This is a genomic window from Mesorhizobium sp. P2_E7, from assembly GCF_056403855.1.
The window spans coordinates 1,529,712-1,543,677 of record NZ_JBFUER010000001.1 but is presented as its reverse complement, the minus strand read 5'-3'; the positions used below and the strand labels follow the sequence as shown (position 1 = coordinate 1,543,677).

The window sequence follows — 13,966 nt, the reverse complement described above, 5'->3', positions numbered from 1 at the left end:
CGGCTGTAAAAAAACGGTCACGTCTAAGGCGGAACCTGCCGGCGGGCGCTCGTTTCGAGTCCACACTTTCGGCCATCCCTTGGGGGAGTTGCCGCCTGGTGATCGCGAGAGGGGGATTCTGTATGAAATCAGTCGTCGGCTTGCTGATTGCCGCCTGCCTGTTATCGGCGACGACGGCACATGCCGACGAAGCGAGCTTCCTGCGCTCGCTGCAGGGAAAATTTGCCGGCAAAGGAACTGTCAGGATCAGGACGAATTCGCCTGTCATGAACATTTCCTGCACCTTCACGTCGGATACGACTGACACCTCGCTCTCGCTGGACGGCACCTGCCGCGCCATGATGATCATGACACGCGAAATCCGCGCCGACCTGACGATCAGCGGAGCGACCTACAGCGGCACCTATGTCGGCTCGAAAAGCGGACCGGCGGCGCTCAGCGACAGCCGCACCGGCGATGCCATCAACCTCGACATCCGCTGGGCAAAGATCGTCAACGGCGATCGCGACGCCCAGATGATCGTGGAAAAGATCGGCGCCGACGCCATGCGCCTGACTGTGACCGACGTCGATCCCAAGACCGGCAAGACGGTGGTGACAAGCAGGATCGATCTCAACCGCACCTGAAACCTCCACTCGTGCCGTGCTGGGCGATGCATCGACGGGGCCAGCCGCGGTGCAGAACAGTTCCATGCTGGAAGGAACCCGACGCCGCGGCAGGCGTTGACTCCCGGTGTCTGCCAAATTCCTGGACGTACTGTCTTTGGATATCAACGGGGGAGAGGTTACGATGAAATCATTGGCGCGATTTCTGCTAGCCGGTTGCCTGATGACTGCAAGCGGCGCAGCCCATGCCGACGAGGCCAGTTTTCTGAGTTCCCTGGACGGGAATTTCGCCGGCAAGGGGACAGTCAAGGTCACCACCGACGCACCGACGGTAAACGTCTCCTGCACCTTCAATTCCGATGCGACGTCGACCTCATTGTCGCTTGACGGCAACTGCCGCGGTCTTGTCGTGGTGACGCGTGCCATCAGCGCGGATCTGAAGGCCAGCGGGGCGAAATACACCGGCGTCTATGTCGGATCGCGCACCGGGCCTGCACGGCTCGCCGGCAGCCGCTCTGGCAATGCGATCAATCTCGGCATCAGCTGGGCGAAGGAGGTCAATGGCGATCGCAAGGCGCGCCTGACGGTCGAGAAAACCAGCGGCGACGGAATGCGCCTGACCGTTACCGACGTCGATCCGAAAACGGGCAAGAGCGTGGTGACGAGCCGCATCGATCTGCGGCGCATTTAAGCCGTATTACTCTTCGATCGGCTCGGGCGGGTTGGCGTTGCGGCCTTTGCCGAAGGTGTAGCCGGTTTCCACCGCCTTCTTGCCGAACTTGTCGCGCAGCGTGTCGATGGCGCTTTCGGCCATGGCGCGCTTGCGAGAGCCGACGTCGACGAGATCGGGCGGATCGGCCTTCTCGTCGTCTGAGAGATCGCTGACGCCGATGCCGAGCAGCCGGTATTTCGTGCCGTCCGCTTCCTTGCGCAGCAGGTCGAGCCCGGTTTGGAAAATCCGGTCGGCCAGCCTTGTCGGGTCGCCGAGCTGGCGGTTGCGGGTGCGCAGCTTGAAATCCTGCGTCTTCAGCTTGAGCACCACGGTGCGCCCGGCAATGCCTGACTTCTTCAGCCTGGCCGAAACCTTTTCCGACAGTCCCCGCAGCACCGGAACCAGCTCGGCCATTTCGGCAATGTCGGTGTCGAAAGTGGTTTCGGCCGAGACGCTTTTTGCATCCTGGTCGGGGTCGACACGGCGGTCATCCTGGCCGCGCGACAGATGGTAGAGCCGGGTGCCCATCACGCCATAGCGGCGCATCAGATCGGCGCGCTCCATGCGCTGCAGCTGGGCGATGGTGCGGATGCCGTCGCGTTCGAGCGTTGCGGCAAAAGCCTTGCCGACACCCCAGATCAGCGTCACCGGCTGCTCGGCCAGGAAACCCAGCGCCTCGGCCTCGCCGATCACCGAAAAGCCACGCGGCTTGCGGAAATCGGAGGCAACCTTGGCCAGGAACTTGCAGTAGGAGAGGCCGGCGGAAACGGTGATGCCAATCTCCTTTTCGACGGTCAGTGCAAAGCGCGCCAGCACCACGGCCGGCGGCATGCCGTGCAGGCGCTCGGTTCCGGCAAGATCCAAAAATGCCTCGTCGATGGAGAGCGGTTCGACCAGCGGCGTCAGCGCCTGCATCAGCGCGCGCACCTCGCGGCCGACGCGGACATATTTTTCCATGTTGGGCGGGATGACGACCGCCTCCGGACAGGCTTCGAGCGCCTTGAACATCGGCATTGCCGAGCGCACGCCCTTGATGCGGGCGATGTAGCAGGCGGTGGAGACGACGCCGCGCTTGCCGCCGCCGATGATCAGCGGCTTGTCCTTCAGCGCCGGATTGTCGCGCTTTTCGATCGCCGCATAGAAAGCGTCGCAGTCGATATGGGCCAGATGCAGCCGGTAAAGCTCGGGATGACGGGCGAGCCGGGGGCTGCCGCAGTGCTCGCAGCGTCTGACATCGCTGCGCTGAAAGGTCAGGCAGTCGCGGCAAAAACCGTGATCGGGATTGTTGACAGGGGTCGCCATCGCTGCGAACATAAAGAGAACAAATGCAATGGTACGTCAGGACGGAAGCCGCCACAAGCGGTTAGCCGGGAGAGAACTCATGAGCACGACCATAGCGCCGCTGGCGCCCGACCTATGGGCGGATTTCGAGGACCTCTTCGGCAAGCAGGGCGCCTGCTACGGTTGCTGGTGCACCTATTTCCGGCTGGCGCCGGCGACGCGGCGCGCCAGCGACAAGCAGCGCAACAAGGATCTTATCAAGGCGCGCATAGAGGCCGGGCCGCCGCCAGGGCTTTTGGCGTTCGAGGACGGCGTGGCGGTGGGCTGGATGCAGATCGGTCCGCGCGCAGACGTGCCCGAATGGAACAATCGGGGTAGGGGCTCGGCGCCGGTCGATCCGGCAGACGCCGCCGACGCGAGCGTCTGGGCGATCTCCTGCTTCTTCATTCGCGCCAGTGCGCGCGGCAGGGGCATCAGCCATCGCCTGGTCGAGGGTGGTATCGCCTTTGCCCGCCAGAACAGAGCACGGCTGGTCGAGGCCTGTCCGATCGATGTGTCGCGCGATTCGCGTTCGATCGGGCTGTTCGTCGGCTCCTCGCGCGTGTTCGAGAAAGCGGGCTTCGAGCGGCTTGTCGAACGCAAGGCCGGCCGGCCGCTGATGCGGCTGGTGCTGTAGCCGGCAATGCAGCAAGGTCTTGTCTTGCGGCTGTGATGGTATTTCCCTACCAGTGGCAGAAACGGCTTTGACGGCCGCAATAGAGTGGAGGATCGATATGAAGCGCGTTTTGCCATTTGTTTTGCTTCTTGCATGCAGTGCGCCGGCGTTTGGCCAGACGGTCGACAGCCAGGGCGCCAAGCGGCTCACCGACAATCTGGCGCACTATTTCAGCAAGAAGCCGTTCGAGATCGGATTTTTGAAAATCTCGGTCGAAGGCGACGCATACAAGCTCGCATTCGATTTCAAGCCGCTCGTGGAACTCCTGGCAAAACAGGATGGTCTGAAGCTCGATCTCACCCCTTATGCGCTGTTGGCCAAACCACGCAGTGATGGCGCGTGGGATGTCTCAGGCAATCTGGCGCCGGAAGGGTCGATGGAATTCAACGGCCCCCAGGGCCTGCAAAGCATGAAGATGTCTATCAAGGGCGGGAAGTTCGTCGGTGTCTACGATACTGAACTGGCGACTTTCAGCAGCGCCACGTCGTCACTGGAAGGCATGACGATGACGTCTCAGGACGCCAGGCAGCGCACGGAGATGAGTTCTGGTGCTGGAACCGCCACAATGAGCGGTACCAAAGGCGCAAATGGCGGTGTCGATTTCAACATGGCTCAAAAGATCACCGACTTTGCCGAGTCGATCACGATGGACAACCCAAACGGCGGGCAGCAAATCTCGCTGACGGTCAAGTCGCCGGAATTATCGGTAGACGCAAAAGGCACGGGTCTGCGGACGAAGCCCATTCTGGACCTGTTGGCCTTCGCCGTAGACAACGAGGACGAGACGAAGCTGAAGGCCAACCAGGCCGAACTCAAATCGCGCCTCCTGGCCGCGCTGCCGGTGTGGGAGCGGATCGATGGGGCTTACAGTTTCAAGGATTTCGGCGTCGGCAGCCCGGTCGGCAGTTTCGGCGCGGCCAATGTGGCTGTTGCTTTCGGTATGGACGGCGTCGCCCGCAGCGGGACGATCAGCTACGGGATCAAGGCATCGGGGCTGTCGATACCGCAATACCTTGTTCCGGCATGGGGTGTCGCGCTTTTGCCGACCGACGTCGATCTCAATTTCGGCGGCGCCAATATCGATCTCGACACAATGGCCAAGAAGGCGATCGAAGCATTCGACCTCAACCAGAACCCACCGCTGTCGGAGGAATTCGGGGAGGGCCTTAAGAAAGATTTCCTGGCGAACGGCCCCAAGGTCGTCATTGGCCACAGCACGGTCAAGGGTGGCGGTGCGGAAATCGCGCTGGAGGGCGACATGACGTTTCCCGGTGGTGAGAAGCCCGATGCCAACGTGACCATCGACGTAACCGGCTACGACAAGATCGTCGCGGCCTTGCAGGAGGCGGCGAAGACGGACCCGCAGGCGTCGCAGGCTTTCACCGGGGCGCTGGCCATCAAGGGATTTGCCAAGACGCTGCCGGACGGCCGTATCGAATGGATGATCAACGCCAGGCACGACGGCTCGGTGTCGGTCAACGGCGCCATGCTGAAGGGGCCCGATCCGGTCGTGGAAGACAACGCCGATCCGGGTGCCATCCCTGGGACAGCAACGAAGCCCTGAGGGTACTCAGGAGCGTTTACTCAAAGCCCGAGCGCGCTTGCGATCTTCGGCGCGGCGTCGCGCCAGTCTTCGACCGAGACGATGTCGTCCGGCACCGGCGGCAGGAAGGCGCGCAGCGAATTGTCGGCCATCAGATGGAACAGGTGCGCATCGGCGACGGAATTGCGCGCTGAGATGAGGTTCGACGGCTGGTCGTCGACAAAGGCCACTGGCCGGCCCTTGCTGCCGCGCAATTTCGCTACCGCCGGTCCCTTGGCCATTTCGGTGGTCAACAGCGGATAGGGCAGCCCGAGGGCATCGAGATGGGCGCGGCGCGCCGCGCGATGGCGGTGCGGCATTGCCGGTCAAAAGGACGATTTCGGCGCGGTCGCCGAGACTGGCAAGCGCCTGTTCGGCGCCGTCGGTGACGCTCTGCCAGTCGGCCTGCGTGTCGAAGAAATCGCCTAGCAGTGCCGTCACCTCCGGCTGTTCGATCAGCCGGCCGCTCGCCGTTTCGGCGATGTTGCCGGTGAGGCGGAAGGAGGCCAGCGTCAGCCCAAAGCCGCGCGATTTCAGGAAATGCGGAAACGGCCGGATGAATTCGAGGACGACATCGTCGACGTCGAGGATCAGCAGAGGCCGGTCGTCGGCTGCAAGTTCGGCGATCTGGCGTGCTGTCTCGGGATCGTCGCTCATATCGAATGCTCATGGTCGTCGCCGCCCAGCGGCAGCGCGCGCAACGCTTTGCCGACTGAGGCCGGCGGGGTGCCGGTTTCCTCGGCAAAGCGCAGCAAGGTCGGCTCGTGGGCCAGGATGAACTGCAGGACGCCGGCAAGGAATCCCGGTTCGGCTGCGGCGCGTCTGATGGCGGATGCCTCGATGCCGGTGATGGCTAGGAAGCGCGGCAGGAGTTCGGGGTCGGCGGCGACGAAGCCCAGTGCCTTCACGGCAATGGTTTCCGCCTCCTCGCGCATTGACGCTGCGTTTGCCATCATTACCTTCTGGTTTGCGGAGATGAGTCTCTTTTCCGCAGTAATCGCTAGCGTCGCTTGCGGCAAGCCACCGCCCCAATCCAATGTGGTTTTCGAGGTGGAATCCGAGTGGCTTTTACAGCTGCGGGTTTCCGTTTCGTCAATCATATTGCCGTACAGTGAAGGAGGGTTTGGTGTGCTCCCACAAGGACGCATGACGGCAGGCTTCGGGCAGAAGCCGGCCGGGACGGGAAATCGATGCCTAAGAAGGTGATGATCGTCGAGGACAATGAGCTGAATATGAAGCTCTTTCGGGACCTCATCGAAGCCAGCGGTTACGAGACGGTGCGCACGCGCAACGGCCTCGAGGCGCTCGATCTGGCGCGCCAGCACCGGCCGGACCTGATCCTGATGGATATCCAGCTGCCGGAAGTATCAGGCCTGGAAGTGACGAAATGGCTGAAGGAGGACGACGACCTCCATTCCATTCCGGTGATTGCCGTCACCGCCTTCGCCATGAAGGGCGACGAGGAACGCATTCGCCAAGGGGGCTGCGAGGCATACATCTCCAAGCCGATCTCGGTGCCGCGTTTCATCGAAACCATCAAATCCTATCTGGGCGATGCCTGATGTGCATACCCGTTCGAGCCGGAGCCTTGTGAAATGACTGCGCGGATCCTCGTCGTCGACGACATCCCTGCCAATGTCCGGCTGTTGGAGGTTCGGCTGCTGGCCGAATATTTCGAGGTGCTGACGGCGTCCAACGGGCCGGACGCGATCGAGACCTGCGAAAACGGCAAGGTCGACGTCGTGCTGCTCGACGTGATGATGCCCGACATGGACGGGTTCGAAGTCTGCAGGCGGCTGAAGAGCGATCCGGCGACGTCACACATCCCCGTGGTCATGATCACCGCGCTCGACCAGGTTGCCGACCGGGTGCGCGGCCTTCAGGCCGGCGCCGACGATTTCCTGACCAAGCCGGTCAATGATTTGCAGCTGATGACGCGGGTCAAGAGCCTGGTCAGGCTGAAGTCGCTGACCGACGAGTTGCGCCTGCGCGCCTCGACCACCCGCAACATCGGCATTGAGGCGCTGTTGAGCCGCAGCTTCACGTCCGAGTACGCGACGCCGAAGGTGCTGTTGATCGACGAGCGCAAATCCTCCTTCGAGCGTATCCAGAAAATGCTGCGGAGCAGCGCCGAACTCGATATTGCCACCGATCCGCAGTCCGGTTTCTTCCAGGCTGCCGAGGCGCCGTATGAGTGCGTGCTGATCTCGACCAGTTTTGCCGATTTCGATCCGCTGCGGCTCTGTTCGCAATTGCGCTCGCTCGATCGCACCCGCTTCCTGCCGATCATCCTGCTTGCCGAAGAAGGCGAGGAGGGTCGCATCATCCGCGGCCTCGAACTCGGCATCAACGACTATCTGATGCGGCCGATCGATCAGCAGGAACTGATGGCGCGGCTGCGCACGCAGGTGCGCCGCAAGCGTTACAACGACCAGCTCCGGGCCAGCGTCACCCAGACCATCGAGATGGCGGTGACCGACGGGCTGACCGGGCTGCACAACCGCCGCTACCTCGACAGTCATCTGCAGACGCTGTTCGACCGTGCCGTGGCGCGGAGGCGGCCCTTGTCGGTGATGATCACCGATCTCGACCGCTTCAAGACCATCAATGACGCGCATGGCCATGACGGCGGCGACGACGTGCTGCGTGAATTCGCCCGGCGGCTACGCAAAAATGTCAGGGGTATCGACCTTGCCTGCCGCTTCGGCGGCGAGGAATTCGTGGTGGTGATGCCGGACACGGACGCAGCGGTGGCGGAAAAGGTTGCGGAGCGCATTCGCGCCGAAATCGCCCAACTGCCGTTTGCCATCGGTCAAGAAGGCAAGACGATCGAAGTCACGGTCAGCGTCGGCGTGTCGTCGGTGCTGAATGGCGCGGACACTGTCGCGGCGCTGATGAAGCGCGCCGACGTGGCGCTCTACGAGGCCAAAAGCGGAGGCCGCAACCGCGTCGTCGCCAAGGCGGCGTAGGCTAGACCACCGATTATGCAGTCAATCGAACAGGGTTAGGAATTTACCTTAATCCAAGCGATTCGGGAGGCTTGGTTAAGAAACTATTGATTTTCAACCATTGTTGCGCAAATGTGCACTGCAAGATCAAAGGCGATGCGGGCACGAGGGTAGACAGCCGCATCGCTCCGACGAATACCCCATGATGCTCAGGTCCGCCGCATCTCCTGGGTCCGTGGGGTCGGCCGGCCGGCGCTGGCACATAGTGGCCTCCTCGTACCGCTGCCATACGCCGACCGGCCCCCTTTTTGCCAAAAATCGCTTGAACCCTCCGCATCAGGCTGCGGAGGATTCTGGCTGTTCGGAGCCTGCAAAACAAAAACGCCGCCCCGAAGGACGGCGTTTTAAAGGCGTGTAGAAAACCAGATTACTTGATCTTGGTTTCCTTGAACTCGACATGCTTCTTGGCGACCGGGTCGTACTTGCGGAAGGACAGCTTGTCCGTCTTGGTACGGCTGTTCTTGCTGGTCACGTAGAAGAAACCGGTGTCGGCGGTCGACAGAAGCTTGATCTTGATGTTTGCGGCTTTGGCCATTGTATCAGTCCGTTATGTTCGTGGGGTTTTGGCCGCTGGAGCGGGGGAAAACACCCGGACGCGGGAAACTTGGCGCGACACATAAAGAACGTGCCCGGAAAGTCAAGCCCGGCGCGCTCGCTGTGACTCAGTCAAGCCGCCCTTTGGCTTGAAATCACGCGCTTTGCGCTATCGGCGCCGCCGCTTTCTTCCAGTCGCCGGTTGTGTTCCACCAGCGATTCGGATTGGCGCGGTCGTCCAGGCCCTTGGAGCGGCTGGCAAGGATCGGCTGGATGCGGATCACCGGCTCCTGGTAGGAATGTGCCTGGAAAATAGCCTCGACGACGCGGGCGGCGAGCACCTGGTCATCGGGCAGTTCGAACGAGACCTCGACCGTGCCGGGGCGGCGGCGCAATTCGGTTTCGGCGCCGGCGGCGGCACCTTCAAGCGGCCGGTAGCGTTCGATGCCGTGCGCCGTTTGATAGGCGTTGCGATCGTATTTGCCCATGGCGAGCGGGGCGATCGCGACCACGGCGTCCATGATGCGATCGACATCGGCTGCCGGGGCCTGGAAGCTGACAAGCAGCAGAAGCGTCATGCGCAGAGATGTGGTTTCAAAGCCGCTGTCGATCATCGCCGTATCCTCAAACTCGGGTGTTTTGGGACACCCTTTTAGCTGAGGCCTGCTGACACGGTTCTGTCAGCAGCCGTGTCTTTGCGGTGTGGAAAGGCGCTTGCCGCCGCGGCTACAACAGGAGCTTGCGGATCAGCCTGACGCTGACCAGGGCTATGTAGGCGCCGAAGAACAGGCCGAGCGACCAGCCGAAGCCGGAGGGGCCGAAAGCATCCATGCCGATGCCGATCGCCTGTGGTCCCAACACCATGCCGACGCCGTAGCACAGCACGAAGGCGGCGTTGGCCGACGCCAGCTCATGGCCGGAAAGCTGGGAGCCGAGATGGGCAAGGCCGATCGTGTACATGGCGGCGACGACACCGCCCCAGACGAACAGAAGGGCCGCCATCAGGTGCCAATTCTGGGCGAAGAACGGCATGAAGATGGTGCCGGCAAGCCCAACGGTGGCGCAGGCCAAAAGCAGATAGCGGCGGTCGCTGACCCGGTCGCTGATCATGCCGATCGGGATCTGCAGGAGCACGTTGCCGAGGCCGATCATGGTGAGCAGCAGGGCCGCATCCGCTTCGGAATAGCCGATGCGACTGCCATAGACCGGGAATAGCGCAAAGCCGCCGGTTTCGACGGCGCCGAACACCAGGACTGCGGCGGTCGCGGTCGGCACAAGCCAGATGTAGCGCAGGAAGTGGCTTGTCTCGCCGTCGACCACAATGGTCGGGCTTTCGTTGCGCGCCGCCAGCACCGGTATCGCGGCCAGCGCCACCAGGACGATGATGACGCCGAACGGCCTGAACCCGGTGCTGCCGATATGGGCGAAGATCCACGGCCCGGCGGCAAAACCGAGCGACAGCACGGTGGCGTAGATGCCGAGCACCAGGCCACGCCGGCGCGGCGGCGCCGATGTGCTGATCCAGAACTCGGACAGGATGAACAGCACCGTGAGCGCAATGTGCAGCACGATGCGCAGCGGGAACCACATCCAGAAATCCGGCGCGAAATGGAAACCGACAAAGGCCAGCGCACCGGCGATAATCATGGCGATCATGGTCCAGGCGACGCCGAAGCGCATCGCCAGCGGGGTGGCCAGCGGGGCGCCGGCGATCGAGGCGAGGCCGGCGACCGCGGTGTTGAGGCCGATCATCGAAGCCGAATGGCCGCGTGTCTCCAGAATGACGCTGAGCAGCGGCATGCCGAGGCCGATGGCGATGCCGACGACGCTGATGGACGAGATCGCAGCCACCATCGGTAGCCAGTGTACGCGTTCGTCGCCCTCTTCTTGGGTATCGACCGTCATGGGATGCCTGAATACTCGATGCTAGAAAATTTCGGGGCTAAAGAACTTCGCGAACGAAGCGGTTGCGGACAAGCCGATAGAACGGAACGGCCCCGCCGGGTCGCAGGCGCGGATCGTCGGCAAGCCGCTTTTCCAGGTCCTGCAGGACCGTCCGGGTGATGTCGGGAATATCGGCCTCTCTGGCCTTGGCCAACGGCAACCAGACCAGTTCTTCCAGCTCATTGGTCGGACCGCCGCCCGGCAGCTCGACGGCGACATCGCTGCGCCAGGCGCTGAAGAAGCGGGTGTCGAAACGACGCACCCGATTGGGCGGGGTAATGGCGCGGGCGATGAAGCGAAGCGGCGCCAGCGAAGGTTGCACGCCATGCTCGACAAAGCCCTGCCAGTCGCGCTTGTCGGTTGCGAAGGCGCCTTTCTTGCCGATGAGCAGGCCGGCTTCCTCATAGGTCTCGCGGATGGCCGAGAGCGCTATGGCGCGGGCCCGCGACGGGCTGATGCGGCCGACACTGGCGGTGAGTTTGGTTTCTTCCTCAGGATAAAGCGGGGTGGCGACGGCGATGCGGCTGTCGGCCGGATCGGTGCGGCCGCCGGGGAAGACGAATTTGCCGGGCATGAAAGCGTGGCCGGCATGACGCCGGCCCATCAGCACCAGAATCTCGTCGCCCTTGCGGTCGAGCAGGATCAAGGTGGCGGCATCGCGAGGACGTATGGGCTGGCCGCTATGGGCGGCCGCGCCACGGTCCATCCTGCTGACTTCCGCCTTGGTCATACCTTCCATGACGCAGGACCTAGCGGAAACTTCTGGCAAACGAAAGTGGCCTTTCACGGTCGGCATGTTGCGCCAGGCGGCATTGCCCGATCCGGGTCAGGTTCCGGGACGTGACTCGGTCCCGTCCTTTTCGCCGCCGAAGCCGTGCATATAGAGCGCCCATTGCAGTCCGATGACGGCGCCCTTAACCGGTTGCAGCAACGCGACCGACAGCACGATGGTCAGCGGCACCCAGATGGCGATGTGCTGCCACATGGAGAGGACCGAGGTCGCCTCGACAGCCATGAAGGCGCCGAGCACGATGTGGCCGACAATGACGATGACGAGATAGGCCGGCAGGTCGTCGGCGCGATGGTGGTAAAGCTCCTCGCCGCAGACGCTGCATTTGTCGACGCTCTTGGTGAAGCCGGTAAACAGTTTGCCTTCGCCGCAATGCGGGCAGCGGCCAAGCGCACCGCGCTTCATCGCCGTCCACAGCGGGCGGGCGACCCGGCCCGAATGATGTTCGCCGCCGAAAACCTGTTCCGGGATACCCAGTTCGCCTGCCATTATCGTCTCCTGCCGCGCGACCCCGGGCGCGATTGCGACGCGCGGGCGCGGCCTTTTGCCTTGTGAAACGACCTCTTGGAGCCGGGCAGGGGCTTCGGGTCGGTCAGCATTTCGAAACGCATCGCGCCGGCCATCGGCGCCACCTCGATCAGGCGAACCTCGACGCGGTCGGCAAGCTGATAACCCTTGCCTGTGCGCTCTCCGAACAGTGATCGCGCGGTTTCGTCGTATATATAGTAATCGCCGTTCAGACTTGACACCGGAATGAAACCATCCGCGCCAAACTGCGGCAATTGGACAAATAGTCCTGATTTGGTGACGCCGGAGATGCGCGCGTCAAACCGGTCATCGATGCGCTCGGCGAGATAGGCGGCAATCAGCCGGTCGACCGTGTCGCGCTCCGCCGCCATGGCGCGGCGCTCGGTGCCGGAGATCAGCACCGCCACGTCTTCCAGCCGCGCCTCCTCATCCTGCGTCAACCCGCCTGGGCCAAGCCCGAGTGCGGCAATCAGTCCGCGATGCACGATCAGATCGGCGTAGCGGCGGATTGGCGAGGTGAAATGCGCGTAGCGCTTCAGGTTGAGGCCGAAATGGCCGATGTTCTTGGGCGAGTATTCTGCCTGACTCTGCGAACGAAGCACCACTTCGTTGACCAGCGCCTCATTGTCGGCGCCGCGCACGCGATCGAGAATGCCGTTGAACTGGGCGGGCCGCATCTGCGCACCGCGCGCTAGCGACAGGCCGAGCGACTGCAGGAACTCGCGCAGCGATTCCTGCTTGGCCAGCGACGGCGCATCATGGACGCGGTAGACCAGCGCCTGCTTCTTCGCCTCGAGCGTCTCCGCTGCGGCGACATTGGCCTGGATCATGAATTCTTCGATCAGCTTGTGGGCATCGAGCCGTTCCGGAACGATGACGCGATCGACCGTGCCGTCCGGCTTGAGCAGGATCTTGCGCTCCGGCAGATCGAGTTCCAGCGGCTGGCGGCCGTCGCGGCCGCGCTTGAGGATGGCGTAGGCATCCCACAGCGGCTTCAGCACCTTGTCGAGGATCGGTCCGGTCTTGTCGTCGGTCACGCCGTCTATGGCGGCCTGAGCCTGCGGGTAGGCGAGCTTGGCCGCCGACTTCATCATGACCCGGTGGAAGGTGTGGCGGAGCTTGCGACCATCGGCCGAGAAGGTCATGCGCACGGCCAGCGCCGGCCGATCCTGGCCTTCGCGCAGCGAACAGAGATCGTTGGAGATGCGTTCGGGCAGCATCGGTACGACGCGGTCGGGGAAATAGACCGAATTGCCGCGCTTCAGCGCCTCGCGGTCGAGTGCGGTGCCATAGCGGACATAGGCCGCGACATCGGCAATCGCCACCGTGGCGATCACGCCGCCGGGGTTCTTCTCGTCGAGATCGGGCGTGGCGAAGACGGCGTCGTCATGGTCCTTGGCGTCGGCCGGATCGATGGTGACCAGCGGCAGGTCGCGCCAGTCCTCGCGGTGATCCATGGTCGCCGGCTTGACGGCTTCGGATTCGGCGATGACGTCGGCCGGGAAGATGTGCGGAATGTCGTGCGCGTGGATGGCGATCATCGAGATCGCCTTTTCGCCGGTCAGCGAGCCCAGCACCGCCAGCACTTTGGCGCGCGGCAGGCCGTAGCGGGAGGCCCGCGCCGGCTCGACCTCGACCAGGTCGCCGTTTTTGGCGCCGTTCTGGAATTCCTTGTCGACGATCAGCTCGGGCTGGCGCCGTTCGACCGGCTCGATGCGGAAAGTGCCGTCCTTGAGGATGCGGAAGACGCCGAGCACGGCATCGGTCCGCTTCTCGAAAATCTTCATCACGCGACCCGTATAGGCGGGTCCGGTCGGTTCATCGGTCGGGAAGGTCTTGGCCAGCACGCGGTCGCCAATGCCCGGCTGCGGGCCATTGCCGCCGCGCGAGACGCGGATCGACACGACGGGCGGTTCGCCTGTGCCGACGGCCTCTGCCGGATGCGCCAGCAAAATGCCATCGCCGTCGCGGCCGAAAATGTCGAGGACGGCGACATGCGGCAAGGCGCCGACACGGGCCAGCCGCTTGCGCTCCTTGGTCAGCACGCCTTCGTCCTGCAGGTCGCGCAGAATGTCCTTCAACCAGATGCGGTCGTCGCCGCGCAGCGCGAACGCCTTGGCGATGTCGCGCTTTCCCGCGCGGTCGGGATTTTCGGCGATGTAGCGCAGGATTTCGTCACGCGAGGGCCGGTAGTCATCCTTGACCTTGGCCCTGGTGTCGGCGGTGCGCGGATCGCCGTGGCTTCTACCGGTGATCCTGCGCGCCAC

The 13,966-nt window shown here is 63.2% G+C and carries 14 protein-coding genes and 1 pseudogene; 6 read left to right on the top strand and 9 right to left on the bottom strand.

From position 1 onward, the window contains the following. Positions 1-122: 122 nt before the first annotated feature. A complete protein-coding gene (locus tag AC1DYC_RS07885; RefSeq protein WP_477405233.1) occupies positions 123-626 on the top strand; it encodes a hypothetical protein in 504 nt (167 codons plus the stop codon). 163 nt (positions 627-789) lie between these two features. Further along, positions 790-1,296, top strand: a complete 507-nt coding sequence (locus tag AC1DYC_RS07880) for a hypothetical protein (RefSeq protein ID WP_477405231.1) — start codon at positions 790-792, stop codon at positions 1,294-1,296. A gap of 6 nt (positions 1,297-1,302) precedes the next feature. On the opposite strand, the gene AC1DYC_RS07875 is transcribed toward AC1DYC_RS07880, so the two are convergent. Further along, on the bottom strand, positions 1,303-2,631 hold the full coding sequence (locus AC1DYC_RS07875) for a DNA polymerase IV (RefSeq protein ID WP_477405229.1): 1,329 nt from the start codon (positions 2,629-2,631) through the stop codon (positions 1,303-1,305). A 67-nt stretch (positions 2,632-2,698) separates the two neighbouring features. On the opposite strand from AC1DYC_RS07875, the gene AC1DYC_RS07870 reads away from it, so the two are divergent. Further along, on the top strand, positions 2,699-3,274 hold the full coding sequence (locus AC1DYC_RS07870; protein ID WP_477405227.1) for a GNAT family N-acetyltransferase: 576 nt from the start codon (positions 2,699-2,701) through the stop codon (positions 3,272-3,274). Positions 3,275-3,371: 97 nt separating this feature from the next. Continuing rightward, entirely contained in the window at positions 3,372-4,877 is a 1,506-nt protein-coding gene (locus AC1DYC_RS07865) for a hypothetical protein (RefSeq protein WP_477405225.1), read from the top strand. A gap of 20 nt (positions 4,878-4,897) precedes the next feature. Here the strand turns inward: AC1DYC_RS07865 and AC1DYC_RS07860 are convergent. Further along, a pseudogene (locus AC1DYC_RS07860) lies at positions 4,898-5,552 on the bottom strand (hypothetical protein). Continuing rightward, complete coding sequence (locus AC1DYC_RS07855) at positions 5,549-5,848, bottom strand: DUF3572 domain-containing protein (protein ID WP_023691161.1); 300 nt, start codon at positions 5,846-5,848, stop codon at positions 5,549-5,551. Before AC1DYC_RS07855 ends, AC1DYC_RS07860 begins: the two are co-directional and overlap by 4 nt. 237 nt (positions 5,849-6,085) lie before the next feature. On the opposite strand from AC1DYC_RS07855, the gene AC1DYC_RS07850 reads away from it, so the two are divergent. Together AC1DYC_RS07850 and AC1DYC_RS07845 are read left to right on the top strand one after the other, a co-directional pair. Beyond that, positions 6,086-6,457 carry a response regulator gene (locus AC1DYC_RS07850; RefSeq protein ID WP_023667574.1) on the top strand — a complete coding sequence of 124 codons (372 nt, stop codon included), beginning with the start codon at positions 6,086-6,088 and terminating at the stop codon, positions 6,455-6,457. 33 nt (positions 6,458-6,490) lie between these two features. Beyond that, positions 6,491-7,864 carry a PleD family two-component system response regulator gene (locus AC1DYC_RS07845; protein WP_477405224.1) on the top strand — a complete coding sequence of 458 codons (1,374 nt, stop codon included), beginning with the start codon at positions 6,491-6,493 and terminating at the stop codon, positions 7,862-7,864. Between the two features lie 406 nt (positions 7,865-8,270). Here AC1DYC_RS07845 and rpmG read toward each other — a convergent pair whose 3' ends face one another. The 6 genes from rpmG to rnr form a co-directional block, all read right to left on the bottom strand. Further along, positions 8,271-8,438, bottom strand: a complete 168-nt coding sequence (rpmG, locus tag AC1DYC_RS07840; protein WP_006201775.1) for a 50S ribosomal protein L33 — start codon at positions 8,436-8,438, stop codon at positions 8,271-8,273. 154 nt (positions 8,439-8,592) lie between these two features. Further along, positions 8,593-9,051, bottom strand: coding sequence for a YqfO family protein (locus AC1DYC_RS07835; RefSeq protein ID WP_477309282.1), 459 nt, complete (start codon positions 9,049-9,051; stop codon positions 8,593-8,595). A gap of 112 nt (positions 9,052-9,163) precedes the next feature. Further along, entirely contained in the window at positions 9,164-10,342 is a 1,179-nt protein-coding gene (locus AC1DYC_RS07830) for an MFS transporter (RefSeq protein ID WP_477405222.1), read from the bottom strand. 37 nt (positions 10,343-10,379) lie between these two features. Further along, complete coding sequence (locus AC1DYC_RS07825; protein ID WP_477405220.1) at positions 10,380-11,120, bottom strand: NUDIX hydrolase; 741 nt, start codon at positions 11,118-11,120, stop codon at positions 10,380-10,382. A gap of 87 nt (positions 11,121-11,207) precedes the next feature. Then, entirely contained in the window at positions 11,208-11,660 is a 453-nt protein-coding gene (locus AC1DYC_RS07820; protein ID WP_477405218.1) for a DUF983 domain-containing protein, read from the bottom strand. After that, complete coding sequence (gene rnr / locus AC1DYC_RS07815) at positions 11,660-13,966, bottom strand: ribonuclease R (protein WP_477405216.1); 2,307 nt, start codon at positions 13,964-13,966, stop codon at positions 11,660-11,662. The genes AC1DYC_RS07820 and rnr overlap by 1 nt, the downstream gene beginning before the upstream one ends.